Origin of the sequence: Proteus sp. G2669 (assembly GCF_009915245.1) — a bacterium.
In the GTDB taxonomy this organism is placed as follows: domain Bacteria; phylum Pseudomonadota; class Gammaproteobacteria; order Enterobacterales; family Enterobacteriaceae; genus Proteus.
In genome coordinates, this window is record NZ_JAABLX010000055.1 from 164,244 (window position 1) to 188,138 (window position 23,895).

Below are 23,895 nucleotides of genomic sequence, written 5' to 3' on the forward strand. Positions count from 1 at the left end.
AATCAAATTACTTAACTTGGGAGGAAATATTGGGTAATTTTTCAGTAGAAGACTGAGTATAAAAAACGCTATTTCGCCAAAGGGTGATACTGTTAGGTTGTACTTCACAATGCTGAGATTGTGTTGGGTGACAAAGAGGCCAGCTAGCCGTATCAAGCAAGCAAGACCAAGACCCTTCAGGTAAAGAAAAGACAGCGCTGTTTCTTAATGGGTTAATCATTAAAATCCATTGTTGCGCTAAAAAAAGTTGTAATGGTGAGGGCGGAAGTTGTTGCCAATCTTCATCGCTCATTGGTTGAGCATCTTGATTGAACCAAATAACGTTTTCACTATCTTCTTCCCACCATTTAAGAGAACTTAAAGGTGTAATTTGGTGACGTAATTCAATAAGGTGGCGAATGTAATCAGTTAAGTCATAAGGTTGTTGAAACCATTTGATCCAACTGACTTTATTATCCTGACAATAAGCGTTGTTATTACCATATTGCGTATTACCCACTTCATCACCGGCGAGTAAATGAGGTGTTCCTCTAGAAAGCAGTAAGGTTGCCAGCATATTCCTTGTCGCAAGCAATCTGTATTGACTTATTTTTTCATTAACTATCAAACCCTCTTCACCAAAATTCACACTGTAATTGGTGTTATGTCCATCTAGGTTTGATTCTCCATTCTCCTCGTTATGTTTATTCTGATAACTCACTAAATCTCGCAGTGTAAAGCCATCATGGCTTGTTATCATATTGATACTAGAATAGGGAGGCCGACCGTTTTTATGGTATAGCTTTGCAGAGCCAGTAATGTTGTCTGCAAATGTTGCAATAGATACATCTCGCCATAACCAAAAACGACGAATAACATCACGGTAGCCGTCATTCCATTCTGTAAATGGAACTGGGAAATTACCGACTTGATAACCATCAGAGCCTAAATCCCATGGCTCTGCGATAAGTTTAATGCGTGAAAGAAGCGGATCTTGGCGAATAGCCGTTAATAATGGCGATTGTGTATCAAAATAAGGAACTCGGCCAAGACTGGTTGCCAAATCAAAGCGGAAGCCATCAATATGAAATTCAGTAACCCAATAGCGTAGGCAATCCATTACCCACTGCACCGTTTCAGGGCGACTTAAATTGAGAGTGTTACCACATCCTGTCCAATTTTGGGCTTTACTTTCATCGTTTAACCAATAATAGCTTTGGTTATCAATACCACGTTGAGAAACAATATAACCTTCAAATTGGTCACTTAATTCAGCAGTGTGATTGAATACCACATCTAGGATGACTTCAATATTGGCTTTATGCAGACATCTTACGGCTTCTCGAAATTCATCAATAATATTTCGACCAGTGTTGGAATAATATTGTGTCGATAAAGCAAAAGGCGCTAATACGTTATAACCCCAATAGTTTTTTAAACCAATTTTATGAAGATGTGGCTCGGTTAAATGATATTGAATAGGTAATAATTCTAATGCCGTAATACCTAATTTTTTCAAATGCGAAATAAAAGCAGGGTGTCCTAATGCTGCATAAGTACCCCGTAATTTTTCAGGTATTTCAGGATGTAGTTTTGTTAGTCCCTTTACATGACCTTCATAAATAATGGTTTCTGACCACGGTGTATTTAAACGCTGATAAGTGCCTTTTTCTTTATAATAGTGACAAAAACAACCACTATCATCCGTGATAACTGCTTTAGGTGTTATTGCACTATCATCATGTTCTAATGCATTAAAAACAGGGGATGTATAAGGCAAGGTGTTATCCACTATGCCTGTGACTTGCCTCGCATAAGGATCTAATAACAACTGTTGAGGTTGATAGAATAATCCTTTTTCTGGTTCCCATTCGCCTTCTACACGATAACCATAATGTAAACCAGGCCCTGCACCAGGCAAATACCCATGCCAAATTGAGCCAGTTTTACCCGGTAATGGATAGCGGATCTCTTTGCCTGCTTTATCAAACAGGCAGAGTATGACTTTAGTGGCATTTTCACTAAAGAGTGTAAAATTTACTCCATAACCATCATAATGACTGCCCATAGGAAAAGGGCGACCATAATCTAAAGACATATTAATCCTTCAATCTTAAATACAGCGTCGCAAGTGGCGGTAGTGACAATGACAAGGAGTGAGGCTTGCCATTAAATGCACTTGCAGTTGTCTCTATTTCACCTAAATTTCCTACATTACTGCCGTTGTAAAACTCAGAATCACTATTGAGTATTTCTTGATATGAACCCGCTTTGTTTACACCGACAACGTAATTATGATGAACAATAGGAGTGAAATTACTGATAACAATAATTTCATTGCCTTGTGCATCTTTACGGCAAAAAACAAAGACGGAATTGTCGTGATCATCAACGGTAAGCCATTCAAAGCCTTCGCGTTCAAAATCACACTCATAAAGCGGGGCATTGGCTTGATAGGAAAGATTTAAATCTCGTACAAAGTGTTGAACACCTTGGTGCGGGCTATTTGGCTCTTCGAGAAGATGCCAATCTAAACTACTGTCGTGGTTCCATTCACGCCACTGTGCAAACTCACATCCCATAAATAGTAATTTTTTGCCGGGATAAGCCCACATAAAGCCAAGATATGCCCGTAAATTGGCAAATTTTTGCCAATCATCACCCACCATACGACCTATTAACGAACCTTTACCATGCACAAATTCATCGTGAGAAAGAGGCAGAACAAAGTTTTCGTTATAGGCATAGAGCATGCCAAAGGTCATTTGATTGTGGTGGTATTTACGATAGATAGGATCTCGTTGCATATAAGCTAACGTGTCGTGCATCCAACCCATATTCCATTTGTAATTAAAACCTAAACCACCATCATCAGGCGGTAGGGTAACACCTGGGAAATCGGTTGATTCTTCTGCAATCGTGATAGTACCTGGGCAAGTTGCACCCAATAATTTGTTGGTATGACGAATAAAATCAATGGCTTCTAAATTCTCACGTCCACCGTGTTTATTAGGTATCCATTCACCTTCTTTTCGGCTGTAATCACGATAAAGCATGGAAGCAACTGCATCGAAACGGAAACCATCAAGCGCAAAATGTTCGTGCCAATACAATAAATTGCCTGAAAGGTAATTCAGTACTTCATTGCGCCCATAGTTATAAATTAATGTGTTCCAATCAGGATGGAAGCCTTCTCGTCTATCAGCATATTCATAGAGTGATGTACCATCAAAATTACGTAAACCGTAGTCATCTTCAGGGAAATGCCCAGGAACCCAATCTAAAATAACGCTAATTTCAGCCTGATGAGCCGCTTCGATAAAATCACGAAAATCCATAGGTGACCCAAAGCGACGAGTTGGTGAATATAACCCTAAAGGTTGATATCCCCATGAGCCATCAAAAGGGTGCTCATTAATAGGCAATAGTTCGATATGGGTAAAGCCCATTTCTTTAACGTAGGGAATTAACTGTTCGGCTAGTTCACGATAACTTAACCAACTTTGATCGTCAGTGTGTCGGCGCCATGAACCTAGATGAACTTCATAAATAGAGATAGGCACATTACGTTGATTCGCTTGCTGACGTGGCAATGGCATTGGCTTAACGGGAGGTAATGTATTGATGATTGATGCAGTTTCAGGGCGTATTTGCGTTTCAAAAGCATAAGGATCTGCTTTTAATCGACGTTCTCCATTGGCATCCAAAATAGCGTATTTATAGCAATCACCAAGATGAGCTTGTGGAATAAAAAGCTCCCAAATTCCACTTTCACGACGTAATCGCATAGGAAAACGTCTTTCATCCCAAAATGAGAAATCGCCAACCACACTCACACTTTGTGCATTGGGTGCCCATACAGCAAAAGTAATACCATCAATATCACCTAATTTAGCAGGGTGAGCGCCTAAACATTGATAAGGGCGAGAATGATGACCTTGTGCTAAAAACCAAATATCCATTTCTTGCAGTAAAATACCGAACTGATAAGGATCATCAACAATCCCTTGTGCATTTTCCCAAGTAACATCTAAACAATAACTAAAACGACGTTTACGTCGGGGGATTGCACCACAGAAAAAACCACTAGGATGTTTGCGTTCTAATGTCGCGACTTTTCTGCCATTCTTTCTATCGATGACACTGACTGAAACAGCATCAGGTAAAAATGCACGAACTTCTAAACCAGCCGATGTTTCATGCATACCAAGAAGTGCAAAAGGGTCAGACTCATACCCATTAATTAGCTTTTCTATTGTTTTTTTTGTCACAGCTACAGACATCTTATCGTCCTTCGTTGCTAGCAAATAAATTAATAAATTTTATATATAAATATCAGCATAGAACGTTAATTTAAGTTAAACAATAAGTGTTTTTAACAGATTATTTAAAAACAAAATAATCATCATGGGTTAATATACTTAAAATTTGTCTTTAATTGATTGAATGCAAATACATTTGATGTGAGAGGTAGAGTAAGATCGCGAATTATAAATACAGCACAAATAGCGTTTTTACCTAATCTAAAAAAGAGGCTGATATTAAATATTTTTAATTAAATATTTAATATGGAGTTTTAAAAAGTATAAGTAATAAGAGTAAAATCGTCATTTTTATGAAAAAAAAACACTTATTTCATTAGCAGAATTAACTTTTCTGTTGTGTGAGCCATTGTTCAAAATCGAGGTGTGTTTTGGTTTTTTGTACACCTAATGGTGTTAATGCATAGTAATAAAGAGGGGCTATTTGAATGTTAGGAAATAAGATTTTTAAAGTTCCGCGATTTATTTCATTCGATAAAATTGAGATTGGGCCAATACCTATTCCTAAACCTTCGATAATTGCTTGAAGAGAAATATGAAAGTGATCAAAGCGATACTGACGCAAAAATGATCGCTGAGTATTAAGTTGAGCCGCTATTAGCCATTGTTGCCAATGACCAGGACGAGTAAGTGTATCGATGACAGGGCAATTAAAAACATCTTCCACATTTGTGACGCTGTAACGTTTAAGGAGCTTTTCAGAGGCAACTAAACAATGCACATCCTTTAGAAAAACAAGAGATGAATACTCTTGTTGCTGAGGTTGCGGACGAATAATTAAATCATCATGGCTGATTAAGTGAAATCGCTCACTATTTGCTGATGCAATTTGAATGTTGGCATTAGGATATTGAAGATAAAAATCCTCCATTCTTGGAATAAGCCATTTTAAACATAATGTTGTAGGAACACTGATATTTAAAATATCGTTTTTACCACCATTGCCATAACGAACACCAATGTCATTTAGCTTATCAAAAACATCACTTAATTCTTGTGCCAATGTTAATGCATAGGGAGTTGGTACACGGCGTAAACCTTGTTTGTTAAATAACGTAACACCAAACCATTTTTCAACAACTTGAATATGTCTGCTAATCGCACCATGAGTTACACATAGTGTTTGTGCCGCTTCTGTATAACTTTGGCTATGACAAGCAACTAAGAAAGCACGCAATGAAGGTAATGGAGGAAGGTTTCTCATCATAATTTTCTCTATAGTTTACTTATCACCAATAAGGCGGTCTTTCTGATTAAAACTCACAGTACAGTGATATTTTATCACAGGTAAAAATAAAGAAGGCAGGTATGATAAAGCATCTTTAACTTATTGAACTTAAAGGATGATAATGAGTTTTATCGCGGTTATTTTATTAGCAGTGTTTTCTGGTGTTATCAGCGGAGTGGTTGGAACAGGTTCGTCTATTTTACTTATTCCTGCATTAACTTATGTATTTGGCGCTAAAGAGGCGGTGCCTATTATGGCTCTTGCCTCCGTAATGGGGAATTTATCTCGCATTTACTTATGGCGTCATAGTATCCGTTTTAAGCCACTTTTTTATTATTTATTACCCGGTATTCCCGCGGTTATTTTAGGTGCCAATACATTATGGGTTATGCCTGAAAAATGGCTCAATATCGGGATGGGGCTGTTCTTCATTCTGATGATCCCAATTATTCATTTATTACGCCAACATCAAATTAAAATGAAAACTTATCAAGTTATTATTGCTGGCGCGGTTATCGGCTATTTAACGGGCGTGGTGTTTTCTACTGGGCCATTAACTATTCCAATATTTTCTGCATATGGGCTAACACTAGGGCCATTACTAGCTACAGAAGCGGCCGCTTCGTTTGTTATTTATCTCACCAAAGCCCTAACTTTTAGCCAACTTGGTGCAGTTAATAGTTTTATCCTAATTAGTGGCGTGTTAGTGGGTTGTGGCTTAACCATAGGCAATTTCCTTGGCAAAAAGCTGGTATTAAAACTGACACCTAAGCTATTCCAAGGGCTACTAGATGTCATGTTAATTTTTGCTGGTGGCTCACTGCTTTTTAATGGTTTTTTCTCTTAAATAACGAATGTAATTACTTATTTTCTTTATTGATCATAATAATCTGATAAATAAGGCGCTAATATTATTAATGAGAGATCAGCGAGTGGCAACAATTCATCAACTGTAGCTCCTGATCTTGCTCTTAAAGAAATGGAATGCAATAACGCAATCACCCCCAATGCAATGGTGTGAATATCAGTTCCTTCTTTTAGTTCACCGGCCTCTAACACTTCTTGCAAGGCATCTTCAACTTGCTGAGTTTGTGCATTAATAACCCGATTAAGCATATTTTTGATTGCAGGATCGGCAATTTCAGTTACTGCGGTTGAAAGTACCATACAACCAGTTAATCCATCATTATCTGTATAAAAATGGATAGCCGAATTCAGATACCGATTTACTCTTGCGGTAATTTTATCTTTCGGTGACTGTTTTTCTAATTCATGGCGATAACGCGTAGAAGCAATATGATTAAAGCGTTCAATGGCTTTTTCATACAATGCGGCTTTATTACCAAATGCAGCGTAAAGACTTGGCTTATTCATTTGAGTTTCAATGACCAAGTCATCCATCGATGTTGCAGTAAATCCTTTTCGCCAAAATAATGCCATTATTTTTTCAAGAGCAGCATCGCTATCATAACGACGAGGGCGACCTTTTTTTTGCATTTTATACCAGTTAGTAAGAAATTCATTTACTCAGTATAAAACAAATGTCATTATTTTACTAACCAGTACAAAATAGGAAAGTAAAATGAATCACAATGAAATGCTGTATGGAAAAAATATGCCCTCCATTATCAAACTTGTTGAAGATGGGCGTAAACAGCAATTAAAGCCATTGAAAATAGGTATTTTTGTCTGTCCAGGCTTTATGCCTATGGATATTAATGGCGCTCAATCAGTCTTTACGATTGCAAGTGCTGAAATTTATTTGATCTGGAAAAAGAAGGAGTTAGTTGAAGGGTATATTGGTTGGCCAACAATGCCCACCATGACTTTTGATGAATGCCCAGAAGATCTTGATGTACTCGTCGTAGGAATGGTACCACCAGAAATTGTTGAAGATGAAGATACACTAACATTTTTTGCTAATATGGGTAATAAAGCACGTTATGTTATTGGTACATGTTACGGCTCTTTAGTTTTAGGTGCGGCAGGATTATTAAAAGGTAAAAAAGCAACCAGTAATTCAAATGTCGTTCCGATGTTACCTGATATGGGGGCCATAGCAGTAGAGGGAAGTGATGTTGTTATTGATGGCAATATTTATACTTCAGGGCCAGCCACAGGTTCGTTTGATGCCTCATTATTAGTATTAGAACAATTACTTGGTACACCTTTTGCTCAATTGGTTGAACTCGCGATTGAATATGATCCTCGTCCTCCTTTCGGAACAGGTTCCCCCACACTTGCAGGATCTGAAATGACTGCTATTTCACAAAGTTTGACCGCTAATCTAAATGCTCAATTTCATCAAGCCGCACGTAATGGTCTTAAAAAATGCCGTTAATTTAGGTTAATCCACGCTAGAATGAGGTGATAAATATTGAAGTTTATCTAAACTGTTTTATTCAATTTCGGAGTATCACAATGACAGAATACGAAAAAATGGTATCAGGTCATCTTTATCATGCATGTAAAGATGATAGTTTAGAGCCACTTAGAGTAAAAGCTCGCGAAATTATTTATGATTTTAATGTAACGCGACCATCTGAAGTTGAAAAAAGAAAGGCATATTTAAAACTGCTTTTGGGTAAAACAGGCGATAGCTTTACTATTGAACCCCCGTTTCATTGTGATTATGGTGAATTGATTGAAATTGGGGAGGGATTTTATGCCAATTTCAATTTAACGATATTAGATTGTGCGCCTGTAAAAATTGGAAACAATGTAATGTGTGCACCTAATGTTAGCATTTTAACTGCAACTCATCCGATCGATCCTGAAATACGCAGCAGTGAGCTCGAATATGCATTACCTATTACTATTGGCAATTCTGTATGGTTAGGTGCAGGGTGCATTATTTTACCCGGTGTAACTATTGGTGATAATTGTGTTATTGGTGCCGGCAGTGTAGTAACAAAATCTATTCCAGCTAATTGTGTTGCTGTTGGCAATCCCTGTCGTGTAATAAGACAAATCAGTGATAAAGATAAAACAGATGCAGAAAGAAGGTTGAAACTTTAATTACTAAAAATCAAGGCTCAATAAGTCTATTGAGCCTTATGATAAGGTTACTCTTTAATAAAACTTAAATAGTTAAAGAGTGATTGAAAACCAAACTTACGATATAGCGCTAAACCATCTGCGGATGCATCTAAGAAACAACGCTCTACACCTTGCTCACGGCAAAACTCTAAAACATGTTTAATCAAATGAGTAGCATAGCCATTGCCTTGATAAGCAACATCTGTCCCAATATCATCAAAACGCGCTAATTTATCATGTAACGTCAGCGTTAATGACGATACGGGCTGACCATCAACTAACAGAGCATAATGGAAAATAGCCGCACCATTATCTAATGCTTTTTGGTGATAACGAATATATTCATTAACAATCGTATCATCGCTATCATCTCCCACAGGGAACGCTGTTTTTAACGGATGTGCCCATTGTTCTAGGTTATGATTGGTGAGAATAATATCGCATGGATTATTTCGATAAGAAGGGTAAACCGCTTCTGACAATGTTAAATACATTGCTGTTGTCATACCGTCACCGGTATAGCCTGCATTTTTTATAATTTCTTCAAATTCAGGCAATAATGATTCAGGTAAAACCAGAATATGATCTTTTTTTTGCGATGAGAAAAGGGTACTGGCCTGCTGAAACGAGCTTTCTGTTGCGCCTTGACGTAAATAAATAAAGTTAAAAATTGGCGCATCCATTGGTGTCATAAAGCAATGAGTATGATCACCAATACGAATATTATTTTCACAAATTTCTGACCAAAAGGCTTTTTCTACTATTTTAAATTCTTTATACAGTTGTGCATCCATAATGGTTCTCTAGCTAAATCGTGATAAGCGATAAGGAGTTAATAAAGGATTCGCTTTTTCGTAAATCAGTTCTTGTGCAACCAATTTACATAATAAAGGTGACAACGTCACGGCGGCGTGCATAGTAACAAGATATAGTCCCTGATAAGGAGATATTTCTCCAATAATTGGCATTTCATCTTTAGGCATGGGTCTTTCACCAACAGTAACCTGTTCAATCGTTAGTTTACCTGTTTGCGTAAAATTATCATAAAAAGTCGCTTGTGCATGGAATGCAATGTGCTCAGGGTGATGTTCATCACTATTATCAATGTAATCCTCAGCCGCAATAATCTCATTTTGAGCAAAGTGACGTAACTCCATTTCTGGTGTTGAGATAATGCAAGGTAAAAACGGCGTTTCAGCATCTGTTGTTAATTTGAGTAAAATACTGGGTAATGCATATAAAGGTAAATTAATACTTTTTTCAGACAATAACGCTAAAGCGCCCACTCCCGCGGTTAAAATAACATGATCAGCATGCATTTTAATATTTTCTGTTTCTACACCAATAATGCGATGATCTTCTTCTATCAAACGAATGACTTCAGTGTTAGCTCTGTATTTTACGCCCATTTCTTGGGCTTGCCGTAATAATATGTCAATAACATGAAAAGGGTTCACAGCACCTTCATCACTTGCAAAAGCCGCTAGCTCAGGGGCTTTGGATAAATTAGGTACTTTATGGATCAATTGTTCTTTATTTAATGCTTGGACATTAAAGCCAGCTTGGTGATGTGATTGAATAAATTGAGCAGTTTCTTTGTCAGAAGACATCCAACTTATTGCACCTGCCCAATCAATATTTAATTTTCCTTGAGTCTCTTTATCAAGTTCTCGCCAACAATGGATCGCTTCTGCTCGTAATTGTTGATAAGCATCTGGTCGTCCATAAGAGACATTTAGCCAAGCAAATGAAGCACTTGTTACACCAGCTCCTGCATTGGTTTTATCTAATAAGATAATCTGCATGTTACTCATTTTCGCAAGATACCAAGCTTGCATTACACCAACTATACCAGCACCAACAATAATAATTTTCTTTTGTGTTTTTTGAGATAGCGATGAGGCGCTTATATCCATTTTATTCTCTTAACGGTAATAGGAAGTAAGGTAATTTTTATGCTAATTATAAAAAACAACACAGAATAATGGTTTTGAGAAAAATAATCTTATTTATCCTCTCACTTTTTGTGCTAATACATTCAATGATGCATTTATAAAAATCATTATTTTTCATAAAGATATTGACTGTTATTGCTTTTATTTTGACAATATTGGGTAGATGCAGATCACAAAAGGAATAAAAAACTATAACACAAAATAAACAATGGGATATTACCTCTTATATTTGTCTTTTTTATAGTTTATAAGACTATAATTATTTTTTATTTTGAATTTTATCACTGTTTAAATTTTAATTTCAGCATCATACTATAACGCATAGTCAAACCAGTTTTTTAATCCAATATGAATAAGTAAAAAAGACTTACAAACTGCTTTTTATTAACAAAAGCAGAGTAATTAACTTATTTTTAGTTTATATAAAGATTATTGTTTTACAAAAAAATTATTGTGGATATGATAGCTCATATATTCAGCATGTTATTTTTTTAAAAAAGGCGTCGTATGTTAGAAAGTATCGGTATTTCAAATATTTGGACATACCTTTTAGGCGTTATTTTTATTACCTTAGTACCTGGTCCAAACTCGATTTTCGTCCTTACTTCCAGTGCGAAGCATGGGGTAAAAGGGGGGTATAAAGCCGCTCTTGGTGTTTTTACGGGTGATGCATTATTAATCTTTTTGGCATTTTTGGGGGTAGCTTCATTAGTCAAGACTTCACCCGTTTTCTTTATTGTTATTAAATATGCAGGTGCTCTTTATTTAACCTATTTAGGTTTGAAGACATTATATGCAACGTTTCACAAGAAAAAAGAAACAACTGAACAAGTATCAGAAGTGGCAATCAAAGCAAAAGATGGTCTTTATGTTAAAGCTCTATTTTTAAGTATGCTTAATCCTAAAATGATCATTTTTTATGTCTCTTTCTTTATTCAGTTTATTGATCCTAAATATGAAAATGCGGGTGTTCCATTTTTTGTATTAGGTGCAATTTTAGAAACATGTAGCATGATTTATTTATCAATTCTTATTTTTGGCGGAGTGGCTATTACTAATAAAGTAAAACATAACAAACGATTAGCATCATTATCAAATAGTTGTATAGGTGCAGTGTTCTTACTTTTTGGTGCCAAACTTGCTTTAACAGCGTAAGAATATAGTTATAGTTTTAGTTAAAAAGGTCACTATAAAGTGACCTTTTTTGATCTCTCTAATTTGTTAGAGAAAAGATTTTATTATTTGATAACTACTTCTAATATTGAATTATATGTCTCTGTTTTGATAAATTTATTAATTTTTAAATCCGCTTTATCTAATAACTTAATAAACTCTTCTTCAGTGCGCTCTCCTGATTCAGGAAACGCACTTACACAAAGTAGATCCATATATTTTGCAATGTCGGGAATATTCTTCTTAAAAACGACAGGTTCAATAATAAGTATTTTTGAATCTTCTTTCATTGCCTCACGGAAATTTTTAAATATTTTAATGACACTTTCATCATCCCAATCATGAATAATATACTTAATTAAATAAATATCTGATTCAGGGTATTTACCAAATAAATCTCCAGGAACTAATTTCCAGCGGCTATCATCACCTAACTCTACTAATTTAGTGCGTTCTAATACATGTTGACGATCAAATAACTGACCTTTTAAAGTTGGATTATTTTTTAATACTTCTAATAATAATCCTCCTAAACCTCCTGCAATATCAGTAACAATTTTATTTTCAGGAAATTCATAATATTTAATAATGAAGTAATTTTCTATTTTTGAAAGTGAGCTCATGCCTGCCTGAAAATCATGATCTTCTCTTGTATTATCTTGCCAGTATTGATAAAAGGACATTCCATACAAGTTTTCAAAAGCTGGGTTACCTTGCACTGATTCGGTTATATCGCCGACAGGTCGCCATAATGTCTCATTCGTTAACATTAATACGGCATCACGTAAGCTATATTCGTGATCACTTAATAAAAATTGCCCTGCAGGAGCAAGAGAATAATTAAGATTTTCAGATTCATAAAGTATGTTCTCTGATGCTAGCATTCTTAATATTCTATTTAAAACTGAAGGAATAGAGTTTGTTTCTTCTGCAATCTCATTGATATTTTTAGGACCGTCCTTCAATAAATCAGCAATTTTTAATTTAGCAGCAACTCTTAACGCACCAGGTACGGTAAAACTCATTGATTTTTTCATTAAATCTAAAGCTGCTGATTTGTTTTTTAAATTCAAAGTGCTATTTATCATATTAAACCTTATAATTAGATGTAATTAATAATTAATATAGAAAACTATTAAAGCAAATAAATTATAGATGATAATTTAATATTTTTTATTTTATATTTCATTTTTAAACTTAATTGTTTTTAATTATAATAATATTTATGTTCTATTATCATATAACAAAACAAGTTCCTCTTGTTAATGTAACAATATGAAAATATATTAATTTAATTATTTAATATCTTTTTATTCTATTGATAGAACAGTAATGTTTACGCTAGGCAATTGTTACTATCTTATTAGTTCTACATAAAGGAAAAAGCAAAAAATGGAGTGCATAGTATCTCTACTTTCACGTTATACTAATTTTAATGTTTCCAGTTTATCTGAGTGAATTTATGTACTTCCAATATGGTGAAAAAGAGATAAAAACCTTAAAACAGCGTGATAAGCGTTTAGCTGCACTCATTGAAAGAATGGGGGATATTAAGCGTCCTATTACACCTGATTTATTTACAGCATTAGTTAAAAATATTATCGAACAACAGATTTCTGTTTCTGCTGCAATAACGGTGCATCAAAGGCTATTGAATTTATGTGAAGGTGTCTATACACCAGAACGTATTAGTATATTAACTGAACAAGAAATTCAGCAATGTGGTATGACAATGCGCAAAGCAGGTTATATTATTGGCATTGCAAACTCAGTAATCTCTGGGGAATTAAAATTAAATAAAATTCCTGATATGACAGATAAAGAGGTTATTGATACTTTAATTCAATTAAAAGGTATTGGGGTTTGGACAGCGGAAATGCTATTAATTTCTTCACTTAATCGGCCAGATATTTTGAGTTGGGGAGATTTAGCTATTCAACGTGGGATTATGCGTCTTTATCGTCATAAAACATTAGATAAAACACGTTTCGAACGCTACCGAAAACGCTATTCACCCTACGGTTCTACGGCATCACTTTATTTATGGGCATTATCTAAAGAGCCAGAGTAATTGAGCAATAAACGGAGTTCTTTATTCATTATGTCTGCCGATAATAGCCATAATTCCGCATTTAAAGGACTACCATAATGGAAAGTAAACATAATCAACTTATTGAGCAAGCTTGCCGTTTTATTGAAAAAAACAACGGTGATGTTTCACTAGCTCGTATTGCTGAGCATGTTATGGCAAGTCCATATCATTTTCATCGTTTATTTAAATCAACGATGGGGATCACGCCAAAAGATTATGCTAATGCTTATCGCCAAAAATTAATAAAAAAAGCATTGGTTCAAGATGGCAGTATTACAGATGCGATTTATCAATCAGGCTTCAATGCTAATAGCCGTTTTTATGAAAATGCAGCTGCAATATTAGGAATGACGCCAACAAATTGGCGTACAGGCGGTAAGAATATTGCTATCTTTTTTGCAATTGCATTGTGCTCTTTAGGCAATATTCTTGTGGCTCAAAGCGAAAAGGGGATTTGCGCTATTATGCTAGGAGATGATGCAGAACAGTTATTAAAAGATTTACAAAAACAATTTCCTCTTGCTGAATTAATTGGTGCAAATAAAGAATTTGAACAAATAATAGCCCAAGTTATCGGTTTTATTGAATTACCTAAACAACCGCTATCTTTACCTCTTGATATTCAAGGTACTGTTTTTCAACAAAAAGTATGGCAGGCATTATTAGATATCCCTTTCGGCAGTACTATGACATATCAAGAAATTGCCAATAAAATAGGTTCCCCTAAAGCATATCGTGCGGTAGCAAATGCCTGTGCAGCTAATAAACTTGCTGTGGCGATACCTTGTCATCGTGTTATTCGCCAAAATGGTGATTTATCAGGTTATCGTTGGGGAATTGAGCGTAAAGCTAAGTTACTTCAGGTGGAGGCATTAAATAACTCGCCAATAGCCAAAAAAGAGTAAAGAGTAGTTATTGCATGATAAGATAATTAGTAATTTATCAATAAGTATATGAGTTAATATTATGTCGGCAATACCAACAGAAATTACTTTTTTTGAACGTTTAATTCCTTCTATTCTTGAAGAAAAAAAAGTGATTACCATCCGAGATGAAAACGAAAGTGATTACAAACCAGGAAGCATTGTTGAATTATTTGCTAACGAACATCGCACTTACTATGGAAAATTGAAAATCATAGCGGTATCGCCTTTATGCTATGATGATATTAATGAGTATCACGCACAACAGGAGGGTATGACACTTCCTGTGTTGAAAGCGCTTATCAAAGATATTTATCCGACAATTCAGTCTTTATATCTTATTGAATATGAATTAGTAAAATAAGAACAATAAAAAAGGATCACGATGTGATCCTTTTTGTTTAAACAAAATCCCATCTATCTTAAATCAATTTAAGTGCATGTTTTAGCTGGCTAATCTCTAATTTCCATTGAGTTTGCAAAGCCGGTTTTTGATGACTTGTTTTACGCGCTAAATCAGCCTCTAACTTATCTTCTAGCTCAATTAACTTAAAGAGTTTTTTATCATCATCATCATGTGAAACTAATGGCATTGATGAGATATTCTGCGAGTTATTGAGTTTATCCATTAGCAGAACTTCTGGTATTTCTTCTTCTGAAATAAGCTGATAAATGGCTTCAATATCATGATGTTCCGTTAAGACACCGTTGTGAATATACCAAAAACGATTACAGCTATTTTCAATCAATTCTCTATCATGGCTAACTAATAAAACACTACCAGGAAATTGACTGATCTGTTCAGCTAATGCTTTTTTACCTTCCATATCAATATGGTTAGTGGGTTCATCCAGCATAAGAAAAGAATACTTAGCTAAACTGAGTCCAACAAATAATAAGCGAGCGCGCTCACCACCACTTAATGTACTAATTTTTTGCTCATGTCTAGTATAAACAAAGCCTGCACTAATCAGTGCCATTTTACGTTGTTCATCTGTTAATGGAGCAAACGGTTTTAATGCATCAGAAAGAGTATCATTATCAATTAATTGAGCAATTTTTTGATCGTAATAGCCCAGCTCAACACGAGGATGCAACCTTATTTCACTTTGTTCATTTTCTTTAACTGAACTAAGTGACCAGATCATCTTCAATAGTGATGATTTTCCGGTTCCATTAGCACCGATTATTGCCACCCGATCACCACTTTTGATACGCTGATTTTCGACAGTGTATAAAGTTGGAGTGTTTTCAGCAGGAATAACAGCGAGCTGATTTAATTCACAAAGTCTATCCGCTCGTAACGTCGTTCCAGAAAATTGTAATATCCATTGATTTCCGTCCGTCACTTCAGTTTGTTCATCTTTTAAACGAACGATATGTTTTTCCATCTGTTTGGCTTTACGAGATAAATTTTCGTTATCATAAACATGACCCCACATTGCGAGTTGTTTTGCACTTTGGGCTATTCTATCTATCTCTTTTTGTTGTGCATTATGACGATGTTGTGCACTAATATCTTGCTCTTCTTGCGCCACTCTAGCTTGAGAGCAGGGTAAACGAAAAATAGATAGCGATTTATCACGAATGATCCATGTACAATTCGTTACGTTGTCTAATAACGTATTATCATGTGAAACCAAGATAAAACTACCACGCCACTGTTTTAAAAATGTTTCTAACCATAAAATAGTCGGCAAATCGAGATGATTACTCGGCTCATCAAGTAATAATAAATCAGGCTCGATAATTAACGCTCTCGCTAATAATAAACGAGTGTGTTGACCACCACTTAATTGTGAAACAAGTAGATTTTTCTCGTGAAGTTTAAATCCCATTTCACTTAGCAATAACTCAGCTCGCCAGCCTTCAGATAATCTGTATTCTTCAGGAAGTTTATGAAGTACAGCATCCATTAATGTCATTGGCTGTAGCTCTTGGGGAAGGTGTTGCTCTATATAGGCCATTACGGTTTGATTAGCAATGGAAATAACGCCTTCATTCGGTGTTAATTGATGTGATAAAAGTTTTAATAATGTACTTTTTCCACAGCCGTTATGGCCAATTAAACCAATTTTTTCACCTTTAATTAGAGCTAAAGAAATATTATTTAATAACAAACCGTAGTTATTATGGAAAGACAGATTTTGTGTAGATAATAATGTGCTCATAGCTTACTCATTTTTAGGCGTAGCAACGCCTTGGGTAATATCTTGCGATAACCCTGTAAGCTGAGGAGAGGTAATAGTTAACGTCGCTCAGGCAGGTTAGCGCAGTAAAATACTGTGAGAGCCTGAGCTGTGGCGATTACCAAAGAAGTGTGAGTATTCAATAAGATCACACAAAAGCATAATTAGCCTCCTTCTCTAAGTTTAAAAGTTAATCGGTAATGTAATTCTATCAAGATAGATTTCTGATATGCAATCCTGCAAGAAAAACAAAAGGTATCATTTTGTGTGAAAGTCCGCTATTTAAGCGGACTTAAGATAATGACGAACAAATAAAGAACAATTTCTATCTATTATCGGTATTCGTTGATTGGCGCGAAGTAGAGCTATTTCATCTAAAGAAAAATGAACTTGCTGTGACACCTCAGAACATCACGATGATATTCACGCTTAATTCCTTTACGTCCTATCAAGTTAATAAGTTCTTTTTCTCATAATAGCGGATTGCTAAAGAAACAATACCCGTTGTTTTTACAACCTCGGTAATATCCATTTCAATCGATTGTTTTATATCAGACATGGCATTTAGCTTATGCGAATAACTTTGTTGTTATCGCTTTAAAGAGTGATGTTTTTACACTCTAAATCATAGAATTTCATCATTTTATCGTGATTTTTCGCAGATAAGAACTATCTACCTACATTGGGGGTTTTTATCATGATATATTGCTACCTATTCGCTATAGCTGTCCTATAAAAGGTTAGAAAATGAGTAAATTAAGAGTCGCTATTATTTTTGGTGGAAAATCCACAGAACATCAAGTTTCATTACAATCAGCAAAAAATATTATTAATGAATTAGATCGAACGAAATTCGACCTTTGCTTAATCGGTATTAATGAACAAGGCCAGTGGCATGAATATTCAGAAGCTGACTATCTACTCAATAGCGATAATCCTAAAACTATCTCATTAAGTAATTCGTTAAGAGCAGTTGCAATTATTCCAGGTAGTGAAAAAAATCAATTCATTTCTTTAGAAGACGGCCAAGCACTTCCTCAAATTGATGTTGTCTTTCCAATTGTCCATGGCGCTTATGGCGAAGATGGTACATTGCAAGGTTTATTACACATGATAGATATGCCGTATGTTGGCCCAAATATCATGAGTTCCGCTGCTTGTATGGATAAAGACATCACTAAACGCCTTCTTGATGGCGCGGGATTAGCGGTCGCACCGTTTATTACGATCATGGCGCATCAAATTGATGATATTCCTTACAATGAAATGGTTCGTCAATTAGGACTTCCTTTATTTATTAAGCCTGCGAATCTAGGTTCTTCTGTAGGAATAAGCAAAGTTAATAATGAAGAAGAATTTAATGCAGCATTAGCAATGGCATTTGAGTATGATCTTAAAGTTATTGTTGAAAGTGCTATTGTGGGTCGTGAAATTGAGTGTGCCGTTTTAGGTAACGAAAATCCTGAAGTCAGCCCGTGTGGCGAGATCGTACTAAACGATGCTTTCTATGCCTATAACACAAAATACATTGATGACGATGGTGCAAAAGTCGTTGTTCCAGCAATAATGAACGAAGACACTAGTTTACATATTCGCCAAGTGGCATTAAAAGCATACCGTGTTCTTAATTGCTTAGGTATGGCTCGTGTTGATGTATTCTTAACTCAAGATAACCGAGTTGTGATTAATGAAATAAACACATTGCCAGGGTTTACAAATATCAGTATGTATCCAAAATTATGGCAAAGTGCTGGTTTAGGCTATCAGTCGTTAATTACTAAATTAATTGAGTTAGCACTGGATCATCATAAAAAAACGGCTGCTTTGAAAACGAAGTGTGAACTTTAATTAAAATGATAACACGCTAAATAAAAATATTTAGCGTGTTTTTTAGCTTTAAGTCATTGATATTAATCAAGCATATTTTCGTGAGCCCGCAACGCAAAAAATAACACCAACGGTTACAAGCAACATCAATAAATTGACAGATTCATGAAGTAATGCAGCCGCTAAACCTAATCCAAAGAAGGGTTGTAATAATTGAAGCTGTCCTACAGCTGCGATCCCACCTTGTGATAATCCTTTGTACCAAAATATAAAACCAATCAACATACTAAAAAGTGAAACATAACCTAATCCAGTCCATGCAGAAAGGCTAATTTTTGTTAATTCTTCTGGCATAAGAATAAAGCTAAGAATAAGCATTGGAGGCAATGATACAATTAAAGCCCAACAGATAACTTGCCAGCCACCTAGTTGTTTCGTTAATGTTGCGCCTTCTGCATAACCTAAACCACAAACAATGACTGACGCTATCATTAATAAATCAGCACTGATAGATGATGCTCCACCTTGAGAAAGGGCATATCCCATCACTAATAAACTACCAACAATAGAAAAAAGCCAAAAAGTAGGACGAGGCTTTTCACCACCACGAATTACAGCAAAAATTGCCGTAGATAATGGTAATAAAGCCAGAAAAACGAGGGAGTGTGCGGATGTTATCTCTTGTAATGCAATAGCGGTTAACAGCGGAAAACCTACCACGACACCTAATGAAACGACTGTTAATGAAATCCATTGTTTAAATGTTGGTAATTTTTCTTTATATAACAACAACATTACTAAAGATAATAATCCAGCAATACTCGCTCTTGCTGCTGTTAGAAATAAAGGTTCAAAACCTAATACAGCAGCTTTTGTAGCAGGTAAAGATCCACTAAAAATTAGCATACCAATAAAGCCATTTATCCAACCATTAGTTTGCGTTTTTTGTTTTATTTGTTGCATACGATGTTCCATAATTATTATTAATTCTCTTTTAAAAACAAATGATTATATTTTTTACAATAGGAAGAAATATAAAATTCATTTTAAATAATTGTATCTATTATGTACTTGCTGAGTACTATCTTATGGGTCACAATCATGACAATCAAATAATTGTCATGGATACAATTTCTATGGTTCAGCCCCGTTATAAATCTTTAGTTGATAAATTGGCGAACGAAATACGTATAGGAAAATTATTACCTGGTACACGTTTACCCACACATCGACATTTGGCCGCAGAGCATAAAATGTCTCTTGCAACGGCAAGTCGTGTCTATGCTGAATTAGAAAATATGGGTCTAGTCATTGGTGAAACAGGAAGAGGAACATTTGTTCGTGAGTTATCACTTCCAACAAACCATGGAATAGAAAATCCTACGGCAACGGATATGTTGGATCTGAATTTCAATTATCCATCATTACCTATTCAAGCTGAATTATTACGCTCTGAACTAAAAAGATTATCAACTTCAGGTGAAATTGAATCATTACTTCGCTATCAACCACATAGTGGCAAATTACACGATAAAATAGTGATTTCTCAATACCTCAAAAATAAAAAAATCACCGTTGAACCTGAAAATATTATTATCACTAACGGTGCACAACAGGGTATTGCGATTACATTATTAGGTGTATTAAAACCTGGTGATGTCGTTGCTGTTGATGCATTAAGTTACCCAGGATTTAAATTAGCAGCATTAGCTCATCATTTGGAAATATTACCGATCCCCATAACACCTTTAGGAACAGATTTAGATAAATTAGAAGAACTATGTAAAAAAAGGGCAATTCGCGCACTTTATTGTATTCCTACACTACATAATCCAATGGGATGGGTATTAACATTAAAACAACGCCAACAATTAATTGTCTTAGCGCGAAAATACCACTTTATAATTATTGAAGATGCAACTTACGCTTTCTTAGTTCAAAAAGCACCGGCTCCCATTGTGACTTTAGCGCCAGAGATTACCTTTTATATTTCAGGATTTTCTAAAAATATTGCATCAGGGTTAAGAGTCGGTTTTATGGTTGCTCCTACAAAGACCATTGCATCATTAGAGCGAGCGATGAGAGTGACAACATGGAATACACCAGCACTGATGACATCGATTGTCTGTCAATGGGTTAAAGAGGGTGTTGTTGATAAATTAGAGAGATTATTACGCAAAGATGCACAGCAACGGCAAAAAATTGTCAGCGAAATCTTTGAAGGAATAGCTTATATTCATCATCCTACTTCTTACTTTTTATGGATCCCACTACCAGAAGAAATTAGAGCTGATAAAATTGTCGCTTCCTTACATCAATTACAAATATCTGTCGCCACTGCTGAACCTTATGCCACAACACCCCATATTCCTCATGCAATCCGTATCGCATTAGCTTCAGTTGAAATTAGTTTATTACGTGATGCACTAATAAAAATAAAGGATATTATTAAATATCACATTGATTTATGACTGTTACTAGATAGCAACCTAAACAAGCGCGGGTAAATGAGTAATACATAAAAGCTAAATTCATTAGCTATTTTAACGTGTTATATCAATAACTAAAAAATATAAAAAGCGTTCTATTTTGTTTAGTATTTTTTTAAATAACACTTATTGTTAAAGAAAAAAGGTATTTAGTTATCATTTTTTTAAATTTGTTTTAAATAAATATTTTTTATGAAGAAAATAACAGTATAATTACTAAACATTAATATTTTAATCTTATTTTGATTGTCTTAAATAGAAAGATTTTGCATTATCTTCAAGTAATTGTTATATGATAAATATTGCTAAAATGATAAAGGTTTTACTTTATCCTCACCCCTTAAATTAAATATTAAAGGAGTGAAATGAATATTTTAGCGATGTTTTTAATCAAAAAATGGACGGTGCGATGAAAAAACTTATCCTATTAAGTGCAATATCTGGCGGTATACTCTTTTGGTCTATACATTTACAAGCAGATAACTTTGATTGTCGAAATGCAGCAACGCAAACTGAAATAAATCAATGTGTACATCAAGACTTTCAGCAGAAAGATGAAGAACTTAACCACATTTACCAGCAATATTACGCCAAGCTAGATAGCACTAGAAAAGAGCAATTAAAGCAAGCACAGTTAATATGGATTAATTTTAGAGATCTCTCTTGTCAGTATGAAGCTGACTATTATCAAGGGGGGAGTTTAGCACCAATGGTATATAGCAGTTGCTTAAAAGATAAAACAAAAGAAAGAATTAATGATCTTAAAAATTATATTGCTTTATATTAAATAAAAAATTAATCCTTAAAATCAAAAAAATCATTTTATAATAGTCAAATAAGTAAATTCATTAGCATGGAAATATTTCATAAGTGATATAATTGTAAATTCTGTATTATTTTGAAACACAAAATTCCTTGACTAATCATTGCCACAAAGTAGTCTGATGCTCAAGTAATAAGCAAAAAAAGAAGCGAATACAATGAATAAGATATTAAAACTTGGGCTAGGATTACTTTTTGCATCATTACCTTTCACTTCAATATCATCTGAAATTAAACTCGAATATGGAGTAAATCTTATCGATTTTAATGGTGATGGTGTTCCTGATGTCGTGGTTAAGTCTCGACGCTCATTAAATGATTCATCATCTTTTGATATGACGACCGTTTATATCAAAGGTAGCGATCAAAAAGTGTATATTGTCCCATCCATATATTCTAATGCATTAAGTCTTTATAACAATAAGATTAAAGGTACTAATATCACTATTTCTGATTTTGAATTCATTGAAAAAAAAGGTCGGGTTGTATTGTTAAGTGCTGAAAAAGTAGGAAATAATTTACAACAACCAACTCCGATTCGTTTTTCTAGTTATGAAATATCAGAAAAGAAACAAGGAGATGAAATTCAGTTCAAATGGCAATTTAATACTTATTGTGTCACTGAATTATCCTATCTTAGTGTTGAAGACTCATATTCTGATGCTTGTATAAATAAAATTATCAATGAATAAATCTACAATTTGCTAACAAACACATCACATTTTAATGTGTTATTTTTTTATTTTATAAAACAATGAATTGTAAGAAGACAAAGAATATTCCTTTCTTTATATTCATTGAGTACTTGTATCATTTCTTTTTCCTTGTTATTAATCTACTGTTAGGATATTTCTTAATCAAAATGATATTAATAGTGCTGTTCTTATCGGGGGCTGTTTAAGAGGGAAATATGAAGGAGATTATTACGGGTTTACTTCTAGCCTCAATATCACTATTTACCGTATCTTGTTCACAAGAAGATACACATAAGGTAAAGGTGGCAATTAATACAGGACCTGATCAAGTGATTTGGGATGAAGTTATTCGTTTAGCGAAATTAACAGAAGGGTTAGACGTTGAAGTTGTCGCTTTTAATGATTATGTACTTCCTAATAAGGCATTAAATAATAAAGAAGTTGATGCGAATGCATTTCAATCCATTCCTTACCTTCAAACGCAAATGAAAGAAAATAGTTATAAATTTCATATCGCGGGTAAAACCTATATTTTTCCTTTAGCAGCATACTCTAAAAAAATTAGCGATATAAATGAGTTACAATTAGGATCTCTTGTTGCTATCTCAAATGAAGCCAGCATGAGAGGTCGAGCACTTCTATTATTAGCAGAAAACCATCTTATTACTCTCAATGAAAATGTCGGTTTCACCCCAACATTAGATGACATAATCTATAACCCTAAAGAAATTAAGTTTATTGAAGTCGATACGCCACAGCTCACTGAAGCACTAAATGATCCAGCAATTACAATGGCGATTATTAATAATAACTTTTCGTCTCAAATTGGGTTAATTGCAACTCGTGATGGATTAATTCTAGAAAATAAAAACTCACCTTATGCCAATGTTATCGTAACCCGCGAAGATAACAAAGATGATGAAAATATAAAGAAGTTGATTTCAGTACTTCACTCACGACAAATCGAGTTGAAGTTTAAAGAAATGTATAAAGGTGATGCAGTAAGAGCATGGTAACGTCTTAACTTAAAGATAGAGAGAATGCTTTTTGTCTTTAAGTTTTTATTATTTTTCCCCTAGAATGTTCCACTCTTATTTGGTGTGTTTTCTTGGCTAAATATCACTCAATTCTTATAATTTCATTATTAATCCTTATTTTTATT

Annotated in this window: 21 protein-coding genes; 12 read left to right on the forward strand and 9 right to left on the reverse strand. The window is 34.6% G+C overall.

Features of this window, described 5'->3' with window-relative positions; translation table 11 throughout:
* Positions 1-7: 7 nt before the first annotated feature.
* The 3 genes from glgX to GWI68_RS18225 form a co-directional block, all read right to left on the reverse strand.
* Entirely contained in the window at positions 8-2,077 is a 2,070-nt protein-coding gene (gene glgX, locus GWI68_RS18215; protein ID WP_166541193.1) for a glycogen debranching protein GlgX, read from the reverse strand.
* A 1-nt stretch (position 2,078) separates the two neighbouring features.
* Positions 2,079-4,262 carry a 1,4-alpha-glucan branching protein GlgB gene (gene glgB / locus GWI68_RS18220; RefSeq protein WP_166541194.1) on the reverse strand — a complete coding sequence of 728 codons (2,184 nt, stop codon included), beginning with the start codon at positions 4,260-4,262 and terminating at the stop codon, positions 2,079-2,081.
* Between the two features lie 364 nt (positions 4,263-4,626).
* On the reverse strand, positions 4,627-5,508 hold the full coding sequence (locus tag GWI68_RS18225; RefSeq protein ID WP_243733460.1) for a LysR substrate-binding domain-containing protein: 882 nt from the start codon (positions 5,506-5,508) through the stop codon (positions 4,627-4,629).
* Between the two features lie 142 nt (positions 5,509-5,650).
* Here GWI68_RS18225 and GWI68_RS18230 point away from each other — a divergent pair, with 142 nt between their 5' ends.
* On the forward strand, positions 5,651-6,376 hold the full coding sequence (locus GWI68_RS18230; RefSeq protein WP_166541195.1) for a sulfite exporter TauE/SafE family protein: 726 nt from the start codon (positions 5,651-5,653) through the stop codon (positions 6,374-6,376).
* 26 nt (positions 6,377-6,402) lie between these two features.
* On the opposite strand, the gene GWI68_RS18235 is transcribed toward GWI68_RS18230, so the two are convergent.
* On the reverse strand, positions 6,403-7,026 hold the full coding sequence (locus GWI68_RS18235) for a TetR/AcrR family transcriptional regulator (protein ID WP_166541196.1): 624 nt from the start codon (positions 7,024-7,026) through the stop codon (positions 6,403-6,405).
* Positions 7,027-7,111: 85 nt separating this feature from the next.
* Here GWI68_RS18235 and GWI68_RS18240 point away from each other — a divergent pair, with 85 nt between their 5' ends.
* Together GWI68_RS18240 and GWI68_RS18245 are read left to right on the forward strand one after the other, a co-directional pair.
* Positions 7,112-7,870: a DJ-1/PfpI family protein gene (locus GWI68_RS18240; protein ID WP_166541197.1), complete on the forward strand. Its 759-nt coding sequence runs from the start codon at positions 7,112-7,114 to the stop codon at positions 7,868-7,870.
* Positions 7,871-7,950: 80 nt separating this feature from the next.
* Entirely contained in the window at positions 7,951-8,547 is a 597-nt protein-coding gene (locus GWI68_RS18245; RefSeq protein ID WP_166541198.1) for a sugar O-acetyltransferase, read from the forward strand.
* A gap of 47 nt (positions 8,548-8,594) precedes the next feature.
* On the opposite strand, the gene GWI68_RS18250 is transcribed toward GWI68_RS18245, so the two are convergent.
* Positions 8,595-9,362, reverse strand: coding sequence for a GNAT family N-acetyltransferase (locus GWI68_RS18250; RefSeq protein ID WP_166541199.1), 768 nt, complete (start codon positions 9,360-9,362; stop codon positions 8,595-8,597).
* A gap of 9 nt (positions 9,363-9,371) precedes the next feature.
* Positions 9,372-10,484, reverse strand: a complete 1,113-nt coding sequence (locus GWI68_RS18255) for an FAD-dependent oxidoreductase (RefSeq protein ID WP_166541200.1) — start codon at positions 10,482-10,484, stop codon at positions 9,372-9,374.
* A gap of 546 nt (positions 10,485-11,030) precedes the next feature.
* Between GWI68_RS18255 and leuE the strand changes: the two genes are divergently transcribed.
* A complete protein-coding gene (gene leuE / locus GWI68_RS18260; protein WP_072068106.1) occupies positions 11,031-11,678 on the forward strand; it encodes a leucine efflux protein LeuE in 648 nt (215 codons plus the stop codon).
* Positions 11,679-11,761: 83 nt separating this feature from the next.
* On the opposite strand, the gene GWI68_RS18265 is transcribed toward leuE, so the two are convergent.
* Complete coding sequence (locus GWI68_RS18265) at positions 11,762-12,784, reverse strand: methyltransferase (protein WP_227336891.1); 1,023 nt, start codon at positions 12,782-12,784, stop codon at positions 11,762-11,764.
* Positions 12,785-13,158: 374 nt separating this feature from the next.
* Between GWI68_RS18265 and GWI68_RS18270 the strand changes: the two genes are divergently transcribed.
* The 3 genes from GWI68_RS18270 (at position 13,159) to yqfB (ending at position 15,075) form a co-directional block, all read left to right on the forward strand.
* The gene (locus GWI68_RS18270; protein ID WP_109408197.1) at positions 13,159-13,767 is read left to right on the forward strand and encodes a DNA-3-methyladenine glycosylase; all 609 of its coding nucleotides are present in this window, start codon (positions 13,159-13,161) and stop codon (positions 13,765-13,767) included.
* 77 nt (positions 13,768-13,844) lie between these two features.
* The gene (gene ada / locus GWI68_RS18275) at positions 13,845-14,693 is read left to right on the forward strand and encodes a bifunctional DNA-binding transcriptional regulator/O6-methylguanine-DNA methyltransferase Ada (RefSeq protein ID WP_109408198.1); all 849 of its coding nucleotides are present in this window, start codon (positions 13,845-13,847) and stop codon (positions 14,691-14,693) included.
* A gap of 61 nt (positions 14,694-14,754) precedes the next feature.
* Positions 14,755-15,075 carry a N(4)-acetylcytidine aminohydrolase gene (gene yqfB, locus GWI68_RS18280; RefSeq protein WP_166541201.1) on the forward strand — a complete coding sequence of 107 codons (321 nt, stop codon included), beginning with the start codon at positions 14,755-14,757 and terminating at the stop codon, positions 15,073-15,075.
* Between the two features lie 58 nt (positions 15,076-15,133).
* Here the strand turns inward: yqfB and GWI68_RS18285 are convergent, their stop codons facing one another.
* Entirely contained in the window at positions 15,134-16,882 is a 1,749-nt protein-coding gene (locus GWI68_RS18285; RefSeq protein ID WP_166541202.1) for an ABC-F family ATP-binding cassette domain-containing protein, read from the reverse strand.
* A 765-nt stretch (positions 16,883-17,647) separates the two neighbouring features.
* Here GWI68_RS18285 and ddlA point away from each other — a divergent pair.
* Complete coding sequence (gene ddlA, locus GWI68_RS18290) at positions 17,648-18,748, forward strand: D-alanine--D-alanine ligase (RefSeq protein WP_166541203.1); 1,101 nt, start codon at positions 17,648-17,650, stop codon at positions 18,746-18,748.
* 66 nt (positions 18,749-18,814) lie between these two features.
* Here ddlA and GWI68_RS18295 read toward each other — a convergent pair whose 3' ends face one another.
* A complete protein-coding gene (locus GWI68_RS18295) occupies positions 18,815-19,690 on the reverse strand; it encodes a DMT family transporter (protein WP_208105244.1) in 876 nt (291 codons plus the stop codon).
* A 173-nt stretch (positions 19,691-19,863) separates the two neighbouring features.
* Here GWI68_RS18295 and GWI68_RS18300 point away from each other — a divergent pair, with 173 nt between their 5' ends.
* The 4 genes from GWI68_RS18300 (at position 19,864) to GWI68_RS18315 (ending at position 23,749) form a co-directional block, all read left to right on the forward strand.
* Positions 19,864-21,198 carry a PLP-dependent aminotransferase family protein gene (locus GWI68_RS18300; protein WP_109408203.1) on the forward strand — a complete coding sequence of 445 codons (1,335 nt, stop codon included), beginning with the start codon at positions 19,864-19,866 and terminating at the stop codon, positions 21,196-21,198.
* Positions 21,199-21,625: 427 nt separating this feature from the next.
* On the forward strand, positions 21,626-22,003 hold the full coding sequence (locus GWI68_RS18305) for a lysozyme inhibitor LprI family protein (RefSeq protein WP_227336887.1): 378 nt from the start codon (positions 21,626-21,628) through the stop codon (positions 22,001-22,003).
* A 193-nt stretch (positions 22,004-22,196) separates the two neighbouring features.
* The gene (locus tag GWI68_RS18310) at positions 22,197-22,730 is read left to right on the forward strand and encodes an FG-GAP repeat protein (protein ID WP_109408205.1); all 534 of its coding nucleotides are present in this window, start codon (positions 22,197-22,199) and stop codon (positions 22,728-22,730) included.
* Between the two features lie 218 nt (positions 22,731-22,948).
* Positions 22,949-23,749 (forward strand): MetQ/NlpA family lipoprotein, encoded by an 801-nt coding sequence (locus tag GWI68_RS18315; RefSeq protein WP_166541205.1) that lies wholly within the window; start codon positions 22,949-22,951, stop codon positions 23,747-23,749.
* Positions 23,750-23,895 lie beyond the last annotated feature (146 nt).